This window comes from Streptomyces sp. Y1 (assembly GCF_041053115.1).
Classification (GTDB): Bacteria; Actinomycetota; Actinomycetes; order Streptomycetales; family Streptomycetaceae; genus Kitasatospora; species Kitasatospora rubellomurina.
The window spans coordinates 5,241,316-5,256,744 of sequence record NZ_CP163445.1; the positions used below are offsets into that span (position 1 = coordinate 5,241,316).

The window sequence follows — 15,429 nt, forward strand, 5'->3', positions numbered from 1 at the left end:
CCTGTGGCCTGCGCCACATTTTTTCGGATCGGAAGCCGTTGGGGGTACTGACACGTGCCGGCAACCGTGGCAACATCGATCCACCGGGAAGCCGGGTCGGTGGGACGACCTGGTGTCCGGGTCGCGTGACCTGCCCGTGGTCGGGCAGGCCGCCTGCCATGTCTGGGGAGTGGCGCCGTGACCAGGTTGTGGGGTGTTCGCCCGAGGTGGCGGACTGACGTTCTCGGTGACTTCTTCTGCCCGGGCTGCGGCGGGGACCGCAACTACCGCCGCCAGCACGGCCGGCGGTGGCTGCGGTTGCTCGGCGCCCCGGTGGTCCCGCTCGGCACGGTGGCCGGCAGCGTGCAGTGCACCGGCTGCCACGGCCGGTACGGGCTGGAGAGCCTGGAGCAGCCCACCTGCGTGCGGCTCGGCTCGATGCTGCGGGACGCCCAGTACACCGTCGCGCTGGCGATGCTCGCGGCCGGCGGCACCGCCCACCGCACGGCCCGCGAGGCGGCCTGCGCGGTGGTGCGCGAGGCCGGCTTCGAGGACTGCGGCGAGGCCCAGGTGCTGGCGGCGCTGGCCGCGCTGTCCGGGCTCGGCGCCGAGCTCTACGAGGCGCACGACCTGGAGGAGCCGGGCGGGCGGCGGCTGGGGCAGGCCGGCGGCCTCGCCGTCGAGCTGCACGCGGTGCTCGAACCGCTCGCCCCGCACCTCGCCCGGCAGGGCCGGGAGCGGCTGGTGAGCCAGGGCGCGGCGATCGCCCTGGCGGACGGGCGCTTCCTCCCGCAGGAGCGCGAGGCGCTGGCCGCCATCGGGCGATGTCTGGACCTGCCGCCGGCCCGGGTCGCGGAGCTGCTGGAGGCGGCGACCCGGGCACCGTACGGGAACCTCTGAGGCCGGGCCCGCCGGACTCCCCGGAGACCTTCCGGAAGACCTCTCGCCTCCGTAGACCGTTCGCCTCCGTAGACCTTTCGAATCCCCCACAAACGGGCCCGAGCATCCCCCCATCCGGGCCCGCCGTGACCCGCACCGCAGTGGTCCTCCCCCACGGGCCCGGTGCGGGCAACACGGCTGTCCGCGGGCGCCCGCGGCTGGGGGACAATGGCTGGCATGAGTCTTTTCCGGGACGACGGCGTCGTGTTGCGGGCGCAGAAGCTCGGCGAGGCCGATCGGATCATCACCCTGCTGACCCGCCAGCACGGCAAGGTGCGGGCGGTCGCGCGCGGGGTGCGCAAGACCAAGTCCAAGTTCGGCGCCCGCCTGGAGCCGTTCTCGCACGTGGACGTGCAGTTCTTCAGCCGGGGCAGCGAGTTGGTCGGCCGCGGCCTGCCGCTGTGCACCCAGGTGGAGACCATCGCGCCGTACGGCGGCTCGATCGTCACCGACTACGGCCGCTACACCGCCGGCACCGCGATGCTGGAGACGGCCGAGCGCTTCGCCGAGAACGAGGGCGAGCCGGCCGTCCAGCAGTACCTGCTGCTGGTGGGCGGGCTGCGCACGCTGGCGGCCGGGCTGCACGAGTCGCACCTGGTGCTGGACGCCTTCCTGCTGCGCTCGCTCGCGGTGAACGGGTACGGCGCGAGCTTCACGGACTGCGCCAAGTGCGGCCTGGAGGGGCCGAACCGTTTCTTCTCGCTCCCTGCGGGCGGCGTGCTCTGCCCGGACTGCCGAGTGCCGGGATGTGCCGTACCCTCCCCTGAGACACTGGTACTGCTCGGGGCGCTGCTGTCAGGGGACTGGCGGACGGCCGATGCCTGCGAGCCCCGGTACTGGCGGGAGGGCAGCGGCCTGGTCGCGGCCTACCTGCAGTGGCACCTGGAGCGGGGCATCCGCTCGATGAGATACGTGGAGAAGTGAGCACATGGCAGCGCGACGGCTCTTCGGCGGCGGCAAGCAGCGGAACTACGTTCCCCCGACCCCGCACCCCAGCGGTGCCCAGCCGCCGAAGATCCCCGGCGAGCTGGTCCCGGAGCACGTCGCGATCGTGATGGACGGCAACGGCCGCTGGGCCAAGGAGCGCGGGCTGCCGCGCACCGAGGGCCACAAGGTCGGCGAGTCCGTGGTGCTGGACGTCCTCAAGGGCGCCATCGAGCTCGGCGTGAAGAACATCTCGCTGTACGCCTTCTCCACCGAGAACTGGAAGCGTTCGCCCGACGAGGTGAAGTTCCTGATGAACTTCAACCGGGACGTCATCGCCCGCCGCCGCGACGAGATGGACGCGATGGGCGTGCGGATCCGCTGGGCCGGCCGGATGCCGAAGCTGTGGAAGAGCGTCGTGCAGGAGCTGCAGGTCGCCGAGGAGCAGACCAAGGGCAACGACGCCGTCACCCTCTACATGTGCGTCAACTACGGCGGCCGGGCCGAACTCACCGACGCCGCCCAGGCGATCGCGCGGGACGTCGCGGCCGGGAAGCTCGACCCGAAGAAGGTCAACGAGAAGACCATCTCCAAGTACATGTACCACCCGGACATGCCGGACGTGGACCTCTTCCTGCGCCCCAGCGGCGAGCAGCGCACCTCCAACTTCCTGCTCTGGCAGTCGGCTTACGCCGAGTTCGTGTTCCAGGACGTGCTCTGGCCGGACTTCGACCGCCGCGACCTGTGGCGTGCCTGCGAGCAGTACGCGAGGCGCGACCGCCGCTTCGGCGGGGCGATCCCGAACGAGGTGCCGGCGGGTCTGCCCGCGCAGCGCTGAGCCCGCCCGGACGACGGAAGGGCCCGCAGGAAATCGTTCCTGCGGGCCCTTCCCCGTACGTCCGTGCGTGCCTGCGGCCGTACGTCCTCGCGTCCTTGCGTCCGTGCCGGCTGCCCCGGCGCGGGAACCCGCTCAGTCCTTCTTGGCGCACTCCGCGCAGGTGCCGAAGATCTCCAGCGTGTGCGCGATGTCGCTGAAGCCGTGCTCGGCGGCGACCGCGTTCGCCCAGCGCTCCACCGCCGGGCCCTCCACCTCGACGGTGGAGCCGCAGTGCCGGCAGACCAGGTGGTGGTGGTGCCCGCTGCTGCACCGGCGGTAGACGGCCTCGCCGTCCGCGGTGCGCAGCACGTCCACCTCGCCGGCGTCGGCGAGCGACTGCAGGGTGCGGTAGACCGTGGTCAGACCGACCGAGTCACCGCGGTGCTTGAGCAGGTCGTGGAGTTCCTGGGCGCTGCGGAAGTCCGCGATCTCGTCCAGGGCCGCCGAGACGGCGGCACGCTGCCGGGTCGAGCGGGCGCGTGGCGACGGGCCTGCGGTGGTCACCGTGGGTCCTCCTGGGGTCGTTGGCGTCACGCACCTCATTGTGCCAGCCCCGCCCCCCGCTCCGGCGTGGTCGTGCCGGGGGAAGTCGGTGACGGGATTTCGACGTCGCAGACCCTCGGCCCGGGCTCGGCCCCGGTCCCGGCCCCGGCCCGGTGGCGGCGCCGGGCGAGCGGCGCGGCGATCACGCTGAACACCGCGAAGACGGCGATGGCGAGCAGCACGATGGCGGGCCCGGAGGGCACGTTGAGGTGGTAGGAGCCGGTGACGCCGGCCAGCGAGACCACCACGCCGAGCCCGATCGAGGCGGCCTGGGTGGCGGCGAAGGACCGGGTCAGCTGCTGGGCGGCCACCACCGGGACCACCATCAGCGCGCTGACCAGCAGCAGTCCGACCACCCGCATGGCGACGGTGACGGTGACCGCGGCCATCACCGCGAGCAGCAGGTTGAGCACCCGCACCGGGACGCCGGTGACCCGGGCGAAGTCCTCGTCCTGGCAGATCGCGAACAGCTGGCGGCGCAGGCCGACCGTCACGGCGACGACCACGGCGCCGAGCGCCGCGATCACGGCCAGGTCGCCGGGGGCGACGGTGAGGATCGAGCCCCACAGGTAGCTCTCCAGCGAGCCGGCGCCGGCCTGGGCGGACAGCGAGACCAGCAGCTTGCCGCAGGCCATGCCGCCGTAGAAGAGCATCGCGAGCGCGATGTCGCCGCGCTGGTTGCCGCGCGAGCGGACCAGTTCCATGGTGACGGCGCCGAGCACGCAGACCAGGACGGCCATCCAGACCGGGCTGGTCTGGAAGATGAAGCCGAGGCCGACGCCGGTCATCGCGACGTGGCCCATGCCGTCGCCCATCAGGGCCTGGCGGCGCTGCACCAGGTAGATGCCGACCGCCGGGGCGGTGATCCCCACCAGGACGGCGGCGAGCAGGGCGCGCTGCATGAAGTCGTAGGAGAGCATCTCGGTCATGCGAGCAGCCTCGGCGGGGTCAGGTCGGCGTGCGGGTGGACGTGGTCGTGGCCGGGCAGCGCGTGCAGGCCGGTGTTCGGCACGGGCGGGCCGTCGTGCGCGACGCAGCCGTCCCGCAGGACGACGGCGCGGTCGATCAGCGGCTCCAGCGGCCCGAGTTCGTGCAGCACGAGGAGGACGGCGGCGCCGCGGTCGACCTCGGCGCGCAGGGTGTCGGCGAGCACCTGCTGGCTGGCGGCGTCCACGCCGGCCATCGGCTCGTCCATGATCAGTAGTTCGGGGGAGCCGACCAGGGCGCGGGCGATCAGTACCCGCTGCTGCTGGCCGCCGGAGAGGTCGGCGACGCCGTCCCCGGCCCGGTCGAGCATGCCGACCGCGTCCAGCGCGGCGTCCACGGCGGCGCGGTCCTTGCGGCGGAACGGCAGCAGCCGGTGCTGCGCCAGCCGTCCGGTGGAGACCACCTCGCGCACGGTCGCCGGGACGCCGGAGGCGGCGGTGGTGCGCTGCGGGACGTACCCGATGCGGTGCCAGGCGCGGAACGAGCGGTACGGGGTGCCGAACAGGTCCAGGGTGCCGTGCTCCAGCGGCACCGAGCCGATCACGGCCTTGACGGTGGTGGACTTGCCGGAGCCGTTGGCGCCGAGCAGGGCGACCACCTCGCCGGGGCGGACGGTGAGGTCGATGCCGCGCAGCACCGGGCGGCCGCCGCGGGAGGCGACGGCGTCGCGGAGGCGGACGGCGGGGGCCAGGGGTATCGGGTCGGTCATGGTGCGTCCCGTCAGCTCGCGGGGGTGGCGGTGCTCGGGGTGGTGGCGCTCGGGGTGGTGGCCGGGGTGTTCGCCGGGGCGCCCAGGGCGGCCTGCAGGTTGGCCAGGTTCTGCTTCATGACGGAGAGGTAGTCGTCCTTGGTCGGGTCCTTGACGCCCTCCAGCGGGTCCAGGACGGCGGTCTTCAGGCCGAGGTCCTTGGCGACGGTGTCGGCGAGCTTGGGGCTGACCAGGGTCTCGAAGAAGATCGTGGTGACGCCGTTGTCCTTGGCGGCCTTCTGCACCTCGGCGAGGCGGGCCGGGGTGGGCTCGGACTCCGGGTCGACGCCGTTGATGGCGACCTGGGTGAGGCCGTAGTGGTCGGCGAGGTAGCCGAAGGCGGCGTGGCTGGTGACGAAGGTCTTGGTCCTGGCGCCCTTCAGGCCGTCCTGGAACTCCTTGTCCAGGGCGGCGAGCTTGGTGACCAGCTCGTCGGTGTTCTTCCGGTACTCGTCGGCGTGCGCCGGGTCGGCCTTGGCGAACTCGTCGCCGACGCTCTTGGCGATCGCGGAGTAGCGGGTCGGGTCGAGCCAGATGTGCGGGTCGCCGGCCGGGCCTTCGTGCTTGTGGCCGTCGCCCTCGGCGCCCTCGTCGAGGTGGTGGTCGACCAGCGGGCTGGCGGCGGTGGCGTCGACCTTGTGCGTGCTGGACGACTGGTCGACGGCCTGGTCGACGGTGGGCTGCAGGCCCTTGAGGTAGACGATCGCGTCGGCCTTCTGGACGGCGGCGACCTGCTTGGCGGTGAGCTCCAGGTCGTGCGGCTCGACGCCGGGCGCGGTGAGGTCGGTGACCTCGACGTGGTCCTTGCCGATCTGCTGGGCGAGGAACTCCATCGGGTAGAAGGAGGCGACGACCTTGAGCTTTCCGCCGCCGTGGGCGCTGCCGCTGCCGCACGCGGTGAGGGCGAGGGAGGCGGCGAGGGCGGAGGCGGCCAGGGCTATGGAGGTGGAGGTCCGGCGACGGGGAAGTCCGATCATCATGACAATCATTCTCATCTTAACTGGAAATGATTGTCAAATCACTCGATCGGGTGAACGGCAGGTGTCGGTGGATGGGTGGGGCCGGACAATACCGATTTGAACCCCGTACCCATGTGGCCGGTAACCTGAGGTATTCGGGTACGAGCAACCAGCCGTGCCCTGACCGTGCCGTACGTACTGAAGAGAGCACTGTGGCCGCCGACAAGATCGACACGATCGTCAGCCTGAGCAAGCGCCGTGGCTTCGTCTACCCCTGCAGCGAGATCTACGGCGGCACGCGTGCCGCCTGGGACTACGGGCCGCTGGGCGTCGAGCTCAAGGAGAACATCAAGCGCCAGTGGTGGCGCGCGATGGTCCAGGCCCGCGAGGACGTCGTCGGACTCGACTCGTCGGTCATCCTGGCCCGCGAGGTCTGGGAGGCCTCGGGCCACGTCGCCACCTTCAACGACCCGCTGACCGAGTGCATGTCCTGCCACAAGCGTCACCGGGCCGACCACCTGGAGGAGAAGTACGAGGCCAAGCACGGCTTCCCGCCGCCGAACGGCCTCAAGGACGTCAACTGCCCCGACTGCGGCACCAAGGGCCAGTTCACCGAGCCCAAGGACTTCTCGGGCATGCTGAAGACCCACCTCGGTGTCACCGAGGAGGCGTCCGGCCTGGCCTTCCTGCGCCCCGAGACCGCCCAGGGCATCTTCACCAACTTCCGGGCCGTCCAGACCACTTCGCGCAAGAAGCCGCCGTTCGGCATCGCCCAGACCGGCAAGAGCTTCCGCAACGAGATCACCCCCGGCAACTTCATCTTCCGGACCCGTGAGTTCGAGCAGATGGAGATGGAGTTCTTCGTCAAGCCCGGCGAGGACGACCAGTGGCACGAGTACTGGCTCCAGCAGCGCTGGGACTGGTACGTCGACCTCGGCCTGCGCACCGAGAACATGCGCTTCTTCGAGCACCCGAAGGAGAAGCTGTCCCACTACGCCAAGCGCACGGTGGACATCGAGTACCGCTTCAACTTCGGTGGCAGCGAGTTCTCCGAGCTGGAGGGCGTCGCCAACCGCACCGACTACGACCTGCGGGTGCACAGCGAGGCCTCCGGCCAGGACCTGAAGTACTTCGACCAGGAGTCGAACGAGCGGTACTTCCCGTACGTCATCGAGCCGGCGGCCGGCCTCAACCGCGCCATGCTGGCCTTCCTGCTCGACGCCTACTTCGAGGACGAGGCGCCGAACGCCAAGGGCGTCATGGAGAAGCGCGTCGGCATGCGGCTCGACCCGCGCCTGGCCCCGGTCAAGGTCGCCGTCCTGCCGCTGTCGCGCAACGCCGACCTCTCGCCGAAGGCCCGCGGCCTCGCCGCCGACCTGCGCACCGCGTGGAACGTCGAGTTCGACGACGCCGGCGCGATCGGCAAGCGCTACCGCCGCCAGGACGAGATCGGCACGCCGTTCTGCGTGACGGTCGACTTCGACACCCTGGAGGACAACGCGGTGACCGTGCGCGACCGCGACACCATGTCGCAGGAGCGCGTGTCGCTCGACCAGGTCAAGGCGTACCTGGGCGCGCGGCTCATCGGCTGCTGAGGCCGCGGCTGCTGAGGTCGCGCGGCCGCTGAGGTCGCGTCTGCTCGTGCGGGAGCCCTCGTTCGTTCCGGTTTCGGCCGGGGCGGGCGGGGGCTCCCTGCCGTTGGTCCTACCGCCGGCCCCAGCGGGAGCGGGGGGCGGCGGGCGGTGTGGTCGGCAGGCCCGCGGTGCGCAGGGCGGCGAAGGTGGTGCGGTGCCGGGCCTCGTCCGCGAGCAGGGCCGTCAGCAGCTGCCCGTACAGCGCCGGCTGGTCCTTCAACGCCGCTGCCAGCCGGGCCAGTTCGACGGGCGGGCGCAGGACGGTCAGCTCGCCGAGCAGGACGCCGGCCAGCTCCGGAGGCAGCTCGGCCGCCAGGGCCGCCAGATCGGCGGTCGGGCGGCCGGCCGCCTGGCGCAGCAGGGTGCGCAGGTCGGCCCGGCGGCCCTGCTGCTGGAGGCCGGCGGCGAGCGCCGTCAGCTCGGGCGTCGGCGCCGAACCCCACTCCCACAGCAGGGTCGCGCCGTCCGCGTGCTGCCCCGCCCGCTCCAGCGCGGCCAGCAGGGCGGGGAGGGCGGCCGCCGGATAGGACCAGAAGGCGTGGAACAGCTCCGCGGCCTCCTCCGCCAGGCCCAGCTCGCGCAGCTCGGAGAGCACCGCCACCGCGCGCTCGGGCGCCGACCGGGCGCAGTTGCGGGCGAGTTGGAGCGAGGCGCCGGTCGGGCCGCGCTGGGAGAGCATGCCCACCAGCAGGGCGGCGTCGGTGGCGTCCAGCCGGGCGGCGGCCTCGGTGAGCAGGTCGGCGGTCTCGGGGTGGGCGCCGGCGCGGTGCAGGGTGGTGATCCGCGCGGTGAGGGCGCCGAGGTCCGGGCGGACGGGCGGCGGGGGCGGGGTGGGTTCTTGTGCCTGGGGCCGTTGTGCCCGGGGTTGGGGTTGCTGGAGTCGGGGTTCCTGGAGTCGGGGTTCCTGGAGTTGGGGTTCGTCGAGTTGCGGGTGTCTGAGACGGATTTCCAACTCCTGCAGCTCGTTGCTCAGTTGCAGGCAGCGCGCACCCAGCCCCTCGCGCAGGGTGCGGGCCTGGGCGAGCTGGCGCAGCAGGTCCCCGTCCGGGCGCTGCCGGCCCGGGGACGCCCGTATCGCCTCGTTCAGCCGCCGCTCGCGCTGCCCCGCGTAGCGGCTGGCGTTCAGCAACTCGTCCAGCTCCGCCCGGAGTTCGACCGCCTGCTGTTCACCGTCAAGCGGTTGGCCTGCGGGTTGTGCCGTCGGCTGCATGCGCATGATCGCCCCACCCTGTCCATCTCGACCCTGACTGCGGGACATCCTGGCGTCGTCATGTGGCTGGGGAGTTAAGAACGCACGACTTGCTGTGTCCGTCTGGTGTCAAGGAGCGCGCAGGGGGCGGGCGTTGCGCGACGTGCGCCGGTCGCGCTCCGGGGCGGCCCGTGTCAGCCGGCCAGCCGCGCCCGCGCCTCCATCAGCGCGAAGCCGAGGAGGTTCAGCCCGCGCCACTCGTCCGGCTGCTGGGCCCGGATGTCGTCGGCGGCGAGCCCGATGCCCCAGATCCGGTCCAGCGGGCTGGCCTCGACCAGCACGCGGGAGCCGGTGCCGAGGAGGTAGGTGAGCAGCTCTTCGTCCTGCCCGAACTTCGCGACGTTGCCCTCGACGACGAGCTCGAACCGCCCCGCCTCCCAGACCGCGTCGTCGAAGCCCCGGACCAGCCGGCCGAGCTTCTTCGCCTCGGCGGGCGTACGGGCGGCGAGGATGCGCTCGGCGGTGTCGTGGTCGTCGAACATCCGGGCCTTCCCGGCCATCATCCAGTGCTCGGCCGAGGCGTACGTCGTGCCGTCGACGGTGAAGTCGCCGGGCCACCACTGGCTCAGGCACTCCTGCCGGGTGCCGCCGCCCTTGCGCTCGGTGTGCCCCCAGAACATCACCCACTTGGGCCGCTCACCGGCCGCCATCAGGGCGGACAGCTCGGCACGGCTGCGGGCATCGGCGGGGGAGGAGGGGTGCGTCTTGCTCATATCGTCACTCTGACACAAAGCCCGGTTCCAGGCCAACCGGTTTTCGGGCGGGGGCGGGCCGCCGGGGCCGTCCGAGCTGCGTCAAGTCGTCCGGAACGGGACGGAGATCCCCGCGTCGACCCCAGGCCTAGCCCTAGCCCTAGGCCTGGGCCGGCAGCCAGCCGTTCTGCACCGCCCGGACCCCGAACTCGAAGCGGCTGCGAGCCCCGAGCCGGTCCATCAGCTCCGTCGCCACCCGCCGTGCCGTGCGCGGCGACACCCCCAGCCGCTTGGCGATCGCGTCGTCCGTCAGCCCCTGCGCCAGCAGCCGCACCACGGTGGTCTCCTGCGGGCTGAGGGTGCCCTCCTCCTTCGCCGCGGCCGTCGCCCCGCCCAGCGGCCGCGCCTGCGTCCACACGTGCTCGAACAGGGCGCACAGCGCCACCAGGGTGCCGTGCCCGGTCAGCACCACGGCCCCGGCGCGGGTGTCCTCCCCGCTGACCGGGATCAGCGCGGCCTTCCGGTCGAAGATGATCATCCGGGTGGGCAGCTCGGGCGCCGTGCGCACCTGCCCGCCCAGCTCCGCCAGCCACTCCACGTACGCCACCGTCGGCAGGCTGTTGCGCACGCTGTCCTGGTACACCGTCCGCATCCGCACGCCCCGGGCCAGCAGTGCGTGGTCGTGCGGGCGGGAGGCCTCGATGCTGGCCGGACTGTGTCCGCCGCCGGGCGCGAAGGTCATGATCTCGGTCGTCAACTCGCGGGCCAGGGAGGCGATCCGGTCCCGGATCCGATCGAGCCCGACCAGCTGCTCCACCCCGGCCTGCGCGGCGGCCGGCTTCAGGTCCGCGTACTCCGCGATCAGTTGGGCCGCCGCCGCGCGGGAGGCCTCGATCCGCAGCTGCTGCGCGGCGAGTTCGGCCTGCTGCCGGGCCATCAGCAGCTCCATGCCCACCTCGGGCGGCACGGCCCGCAGCTGGCCCTCGCGCTCGTAGGAGACGCGCAGCAGGGCGAGTTCGCTCAGCAGGTCGAGGCTGCGGCGGATCTCGTCCTCGGAGTGTCCGAGCCGTTGGGCCAGGGCTCGCACCCCGTCACCCGGACTCGCCAGCATGGCGCGGTAGACCGCCTCCGAGACAGCGTCCAATCCGAGCGCCGCAAGCATGCCCGTTCCCCCGTGCGTCAAGCGTGAACCACTGCGCACGCGATCATTCCACACGGTGTTCGACCAGGCCAGAGCGGTCGGTGGACGGTTCCGGACAGTGCCGGAACCGTCCGCGTTGCCCCCCTATGCTGCGATGCCACCGGTTCGGCAGAGTCCGTCCCATGTACCTGATCCACGCCGAACTCCGGGCCCCCGCACCCGGCGCAGCCCTCGGGGCGGACCCCGCCCGGGCCCTGCTGGCCGCCGCCCTGCCCGCCGAGCGCATCGAGCACGTCGTCGTGCACGAGGGCACCGGCCCCGGCGCCGTGCTCGGGGTCTACGTGATCGCCGAGCGGCTCGCCGAGGCCGAATCCGCCGTCGCGGGCTTCTGCCGCCGTGCGCTGCCGACCCTCCCGGCCTTCGGGGGGTGGACGGTCCTGCGCGTCGGGGCCCCGCTGGTGGCGCCGTTCTACGAGCGCCTGCTGTCCGGAACCGGTCCGGCTGGACGGAATCGGTCACTGCCGTTTCCGTCCATCTGAAAGCCCTTCCACCGGCCCTGAGCTGCGGCGAAAGTAGTACTCGTCAGCCGGGAGCACAGCCCGGACGACACGGTGAAGCGTCAACCGCGGGACGCGAGACCGGCCGCACCACCCCTTCGTTCCAGCTCCCGAAAGGCTCCACCACCATGCTGCGCACCTCCCTCGCCAAGGCCGCCGCGGTCACCGCCCTCGCCCTCACCGCCCTGCTCCCGCTCGCGGGCCAGGCGTCCGCCAACACCATCTGGGACGCCCCCACCGCCGCCGCCCCGGCGAACACCATCTGGGACGCCCCCTCCGCCGCCGCCCCGGCGAACACCATCTGGGACTGACGGCCCGGGCCCCGCAGGCCCGCCCGCTCCGCTCCACCCCGCGCCGCCCAGGCCACCCGACCGCTGCTCCTGCAGGGCAGCCGTCCCCGCCGGGCGCGCGCCGCACAGACTTCCGCGCCGACCACCGGTGTCCGCGCGAGCACCACCCCCGAACCCTTCACGCCGTCAGGACTCACTCCGCCATGTCTTCGTCCAAGCTGTCCAAGCTGACCCGCGTCGCCCTCGCCGCCTCCATCGCCGCCTCCGGCGCGATAGCCGTGACCGCCCTCACCCCCACCGTCGCCAGCGCGGCCACCACGTCCACCGTGGGCGGTCAGATCAGCCGGTCCGAGATCCTCTCCCGCGCCCAGTACTGGTTCAGCCAGAACCCGGGCCTGACGTACAACCAGGGCGGCACGTTCCGCGACTCCAGCGGCCGCAGCTACCGCACCGACTGCTCCGGCTACGTGTCGATGGCCTGGCACCTGGGCTACAGCGCCAACACCCAGTCGCTCTGGGACAGCGAGAGCTACGAGATCCCGCGCAGCGACCTGCGCGCGGGCGACATCCTCGACAGCTACTACAACCACGTCATCCTCTTCGAGAAGTGGGACGACGACGCCCACACCACCTTCTCCTACTACTCCTTCGGCTCCACCCCGGTGAAGCACCGCACCGGCGTCTCCATCAACGGCACCCTCGACTCGCACCCCAACAGCGAGTACCACGCCCGCCGTTACAAGAACGTCGTCGAGGACGTCAACGTCTCGCCGTCCTCGCTGCCCGCCGGCACCCTGGTCAAGTCGCCGAACGGCCCGTCCGTCAAGGTCATCATCAACGGCGCGGGCGTGCCGGTGGCCGGCTCCGACGTCGGCGCCGACGGCTACGACCTCAGCAAGATCGTGACCGTGGACGACGGCGCGTTCAACGCCCTGCCCACCGTCCCGCCGTCGGGCACCGTCGTGCACGACCAGGGCGGCGGCGCGGCCCGGTACGTCGTGGTGGGCGGCGCGGCCCTGCCGATCTCCGGCAACGACTGGACCGCGGACGGCTACAACACCCGCGCCGACCTGGGCGTCCCCACCTCCTGGCTGCAGGGTGCCGTCGGCAACACCCTGTCCACCGGGCTCGTGGTGATGGACCAGTCCGGCAGCGACCCGAGCCGCTACGTCATCGTCAACGGCACCGCCCTGCACATCTCGGGCGCCGAGTGGACCGCGGACGGCTACGACAAGCAGACCCTGATGGGCGTGCCCGGGGACTGGCTGAAGAGCGCGGCCGCGGGCTCGCTGGCCTCCGGCACCGTGGTGATGGACCAGTCCGGCAGCGACCCGAACCGCTACGTGATGGTCAACGGCGCCGCCCTGCACATCTCCGGCGACGAGTGGACCGCGGACGGCTACAACCTCCGGCCCCTGATGGGCGTGCCCGGCCAGTGGCTGAACGCCGCCGCCGCCAAGGCCCCCGCAGACGGCACCGTCGTCAAGGACGAGGCCGGCGGCTCCGCCCGGTACGCCATGGTCGGTGGCGCCGCCGCGCCGATCTCCGGCACCGAGTGGACCGCCAACGGCTACGACAAGCAGCCCACCCTGGGCGTGCCCGGCGCCTGGCTGGGTGCCGCCGCCGCCAAGAGCCCCGCCGACGGCACCGTCCTGGCGGACTCCGCGGGCACCGACCCGAGCCGCTACGTGGTGGTCGGCGGCGCCGCCGCCCACATCTCCGGCGCCGAGTGGACCGCCGACGGCTACAACGGCAAGCCGCTCGCCGCGGCCCCCGGCAGCTGGCTCGGCACCCTCACCAAGAAGGGCGTCGCCGACGGCACCCTGATCAAGGGCCAGGCCGGCACCGACCCCAGCGTGTACGTCATGGTCAACAACTCCGCCCTGCCCCTGACCGGCGCCGAGTTCACCACCTCCTACGCCAACCAGCCCGTCGTGGGCGCCCCGGAGGAGTGGGAGGCCGCCCAGGCCGCCCGCCCGCTCGCCAACGGCACCCTGGTCAAGAACGTCAACGGCACCGACCCGGGCGTCTACGTGATGGCCGGCGGCATGGCCGTCCTCCTCAGCGGCGCCGACTACACCGGCTACGGCTACGACAAGCTGCCGCTGCGCGCCGTCCCGGGCACCTGGGAGCAGGCCGCCGCCGCCAAGGCCGCCCCGGCGGACGGCACCCTGATCCAGTCCTCCGACAGCGCCACCGTGTGGCAGGTCGTCGGCGGGAGCAAGAAGGCCGCCGCGGCCGGCAGCTACAACGCCGCCGACGTGGTGAAGGTCCCCACCGCGCTGACCGCGAAGCTCCCGACCGTCACGGCCTGAGCCGCCGACACGGTCTGATGCACCGTCGCGGCGCGAGCCGCCGTGGCCGCCCGATCCACTCCGCCGCCGTCCGGGCGGCCCGGCCGAGCCGCTCCGGCCGGGCCGCCCGGCCCTCCTCGACCACCGACCCGCGCCACGCCCCAGGGGGTTCCACCGCCATGCCCGCCGCCCGCAAGAAGCCCGCACTCGCCGCCACCGCCGTCCTGCTCGGCCTCGCCGCCCCGCTCGTCCTCGGCGCCGGCCAGGCCTCCGCGGCCTCGGTGGCCAGTTGGGACCAGGTCGCCCAGTGCGAGAGCAGCGGTGACTGGAGCATCAACACCCACAACGGCTACTACGGCGGCCTGCAGTTCTCCCAGAGCACCTGGCTCGCCTACGGCGGCGCCCAGTACGCGCCCTACGCCAACCAGGCCACCAAGCAGCAGCAGATCCTGATCGGCGAGAAGGTCCTGGCCGGGCAGGGCCCCACCGCCTGGAGCGTCAGGTGCCGCGGCCCGCTGATCAACGACCACGCCGACCCGTACCCGGCCACCACCTCCTACCCGGACCCGGCCTCGCTGCCCACCGGCACCCTGGTCAAGTCCCCGGCCGGCCCGGACGTCAGGGTCCTGATCAACGGCGCGGGCGTGCCGGTGGCCGGCTCCGACGTCGCGCCCGACGGCTACGACCTCGGCAAGGTCGTCACCGTCGACGAGGCCCGCTTCAACGCCCTGCCCACCACCCCGCCGCCGGGCACGGTGGTGCACGACCAGGCCGGTGGCGCCGCCCGCTACGTGGTGGTGGCCGGCGTCGCGCTGCGGATCTCCGCCGCGGACTGGACGGCCGCCGGCTACAACACCCGGGCCGACCTCGGGGTGCCCAGCGCCTGGCTGAAGGGCGCCGCCGGAGCCACCCTCCCGGCCGGGCTCGTCGTCCACGACCAGGCCGGCGGCGCGGCCCGGTACGTCGTGGTGGGCGGAGCGGCCCTGCCGATCTCCGGCGCCGAGTGGACCGCGGACGGCTACAACACCCGCGCCGACCTGGGCGTGCCGGGCGGCTGGCTGGCCACCGCCGCGAACGCCACCCCGCCCACCGGGACCGTGGTCACCGGCCAGGGCGGCACCGACCCCTCGATCTACCTCATGGTCAACGGCACCGCCCTGCACATCTCCGGCGCCGAGTGGACCGCGAACGGCTACGACAAGCAGACCCTGATGGGCGTCCCCGAGGCCTGGCTGCAGGGGGCCGCCGCCAAGCCGCTGCGCAACGGCACCGTCGTCAAGGACAGCTCCGGTGCCGATCCCACGGTCTACGTGATGGCCGGCGGCATGGCCGTCCCGCTGACCGGCGCCGACTTCACCGGCCTCGGCTACGACACCCAGTCCCTGATGGGCGTGCCCGGCAGCTGGCTCGGCGGCGCCGCCGCCAAGGCCGTCCCCGCCGACGGCACCCTGCTGCTCTCGCCCGACACCCCCACCGTGTGGCGGGTCGTCGGCGGCGGCAAGCAGGCCCTGGTGGCCGCCGACTTCGACTCCGGCCGCTACAGCTTCGCCGACGTGGTGAAGGTCCCCGCCGCGCTGACCGCCAAGCTCCCCACCGCCACCGGCTGACCGCCCGCC

The 15,429-nt window shown here is 72.8% G+C and carries 15 protein-coding genes; 8 read left to right on the top strand and 7 right to left on the bottom strand.

Translation table 11 applies throughout. The features are described from left to right. Nucleotides 1-177: 177 nt before the first annotated feature. The 3 genes from AB2U05_RS22640 to AB2U05_RS22650 all read left to right on the top strand — a co-directional run bounded on the left by AB2U05_RS22640 (nt 178) and on the right by AB2U05_RS22650 (nt 2,680). Nucleotides 178-879 (top strand): TerB family tellurite resistance protein, encoded by a 702-nt coding sequence (locus tag AB2U05_RS22640; protein ID WP_107072889.1) that lies wholly within the window; start codon nt 178-180, stop codon nt 877-879. Between the two features lie 216 nt (nt 880-1,095). Continuing rightward, nucleotides 1,096-1,842 carry a DNA repair protein RecO gene (gene recO / locus AB2U05_RS22645; protein ID WP_030290777.1) on the top strand — a complete coding sequence of 249 codons (747 nt, stop codon included), beginning with the start codon at nt 1,096-1,098 and terminating at the stop codon, nt 1,840-1,842. Nucleotides 1,843-1,846: 4 nt separating this feature from the next. Next, nucleotides 1,847-2,680, top strand: coding sequence for an isoprenyl transferase (locus AB2U05_RS22650; protein ID WP_045693646.1), 834 nt, complete (start codon nt 1,847-1,849; stop codon nt 2,678-2,680). A gap of 132 nt (nt 2,681-2,812) precedes the next feature. Here AB2U05_RS22650 and AB2U05_RS22655 read toward each other — a convergent pair whose 3' ends face one another. From AB2U05_RS22655 to AB2U05_RS22670, 4 genes are read right to left on the bottom strand one after another with little or no spacing between them, the layout of a single operon-like run. Then, nucleotides 2,813-3,223: a Fur family transcriptional regulator gene (locus AB2U05_RS22655; protein WP_045693648.1), complete on the bottom strand. Its 411-nt coding sequence runs from the start codon at nt 3,221-3,223 to the stop codon at nt 2,813-2,815. Nucleotides 3,224-3,258: 35 nt separating this feature from the next. Beyond that, nucleotides 3,259-4,191, bottom strand: coding sequence for a metal ABC transporter permease (locus AB2U05_RS22660; RefSeq protein ID WP_369184073.1), 933 nt, complete (start codon nt 4,189-4,191; stop codon nt 3,259-3,261). Continuing rightward, nucleotides 4,188-4,958, bottom strand: coding sequence for a metal ABC transporter ATP-binding protein (locus AB2U05_RS22665; protein ID WP_045693651.1), 771 nt, complete (start codon nt 4,956-4,958; stop codon nt 4,188-4,190). Before AB2U05_RS22665 ends, AB2U05_RS22660 begins: the two co-directional genes overlap by 4 nt. 11 nt (nt 4,959-4,969) lie before the next feature. Next, nucleotides 4,970-5,977, bottom strand: coding sequence for a metal ABC transporter substrate-binding protein (locus AB2U05_RS22670; protein WP_369184074.1), 1,008 nt, complete (start codon nt 5,975-5,977; stop codon nt 4,970-4,972). 191 nt (nt 5,978-6,168) lie between these two features. Here AB2U05_RS22670 and AB2U05_RS22675 point away from each other — a divergent pair, with 191 nt between their 5' ends. After that, the gene (locus AB2U05_RS22675) at nt 6,169-7,551 is read left to right on the top strand and encodes a glycine--tRNA ligase (protein ID WP_045693652.1); all 1,383 of its coding nucleotides are present in this window, start codon (nt 6,169-6,171) and stop codon (nt 7,549-7,551) included. 109 nt (nt 7,552-7,660) lie between these two features. Here AB2U05_RS22675 and AB2U05_RS22680 read toward each other — a convergent pair whose 3' ends face one another. From AB2U05_RS22680 to AB2U05_RS22690, 3 genes are all read right to left on the bottom strand, one after another. Further along, complete coding sequence (locus tag AB2U05_RS22680; RefSeq protein ID WP_369184075.1) at nt 7,661-8,806, bottom strand: hypothetical protein; 1,146 nt, start codon at nt 8,804-8,806, stop codon at nt 7,661-7,663. A 167-nt stretch (nt 8,807-8,973) separates the two neighbouring features. Next, nucleotides 8,974-9,552 (bottom strand): NADAR family protein, encoded by a 579-nt coding sequence (locus AB2U05_RS22685; protein ID WP_078859710.1) that lies wholly within the window; start codon nt 9,550-9,552, stop codon nt 8,974-8,976. 139 nt (nt 9,553-9,691) lie between these two features. Continuing rightward, nucleotides 9,692-10,693: a LuxR C-terminal-related transcriptional regulator gene (locus tag AB2U05_RS22690; RefSeq protein WP_369184076.1), complete on the bottom strand. Its 1,002-nt coding sequence runs from the start codon at nt 10,691-10,693 to the stop codon at nt 9,692-9,694. A 161-nt stretch (nt 10,694-10,854) separates the two neighbouring features. On the opposite strand from AB2U05_RS22690, the gene AB2U05_RS22695 reads away from it, so the two are divergent. The 4 genes from AB2U05_RS22695 to AB2U05_RS22710 all read left to right on the top strand — a co-directional run bounded on the left by AB2U05_RS22695 (nt 10,855) and on the right by AB2U05_RS22710 (nt 15,420). After that, complete coding sequence (locus AB2U05_RS22695) at nt 10,855-11,211, top strand: hypothetical protein (protein ID WP_052707213.1); 357 nt, start codon at nt 10,855-10,857, stop codon at nt 11,209-11,211. Nucleotides 11,212-11,357: 146 nt separating this feature from the next. Continuing rightward, nucleotides 11,358-11,540 (top strand): hypothetical protein, encoded by a 183-nt coding sequence (locus AB2U05_RS22700; RefSeq protein ID WP_045693655.1) that lies wholly within the window; start codon nt 11,358-11,360, stop codon nt 11,538-11,540. Between the two features lie 182 nt (nt 11,541-11,722). Further along, a complete protein-coding gene (locus AB2U05_RS22705) occupies nt 11,723-13,834 on the top strand; it encodes a hypothetical protein (RefSeq protein WP_369184077.1) in 2,112 nt (703 codons plus the stop codon). Nucleotides 13,835-13,992: 158 nt separating this feature from the next. Next, complete coding sequence (locus AB2U05_RS22710) at nt 13,993-15,420, top strand: transglycosylase family protein (protein WP_369185982.1); 1,428 nt, start codon at nt 13,993-13,995, stop codon at nt 15,418-15,420. Nucleotides 15,421-15,429: the final 9 nt, after the last annotated feature.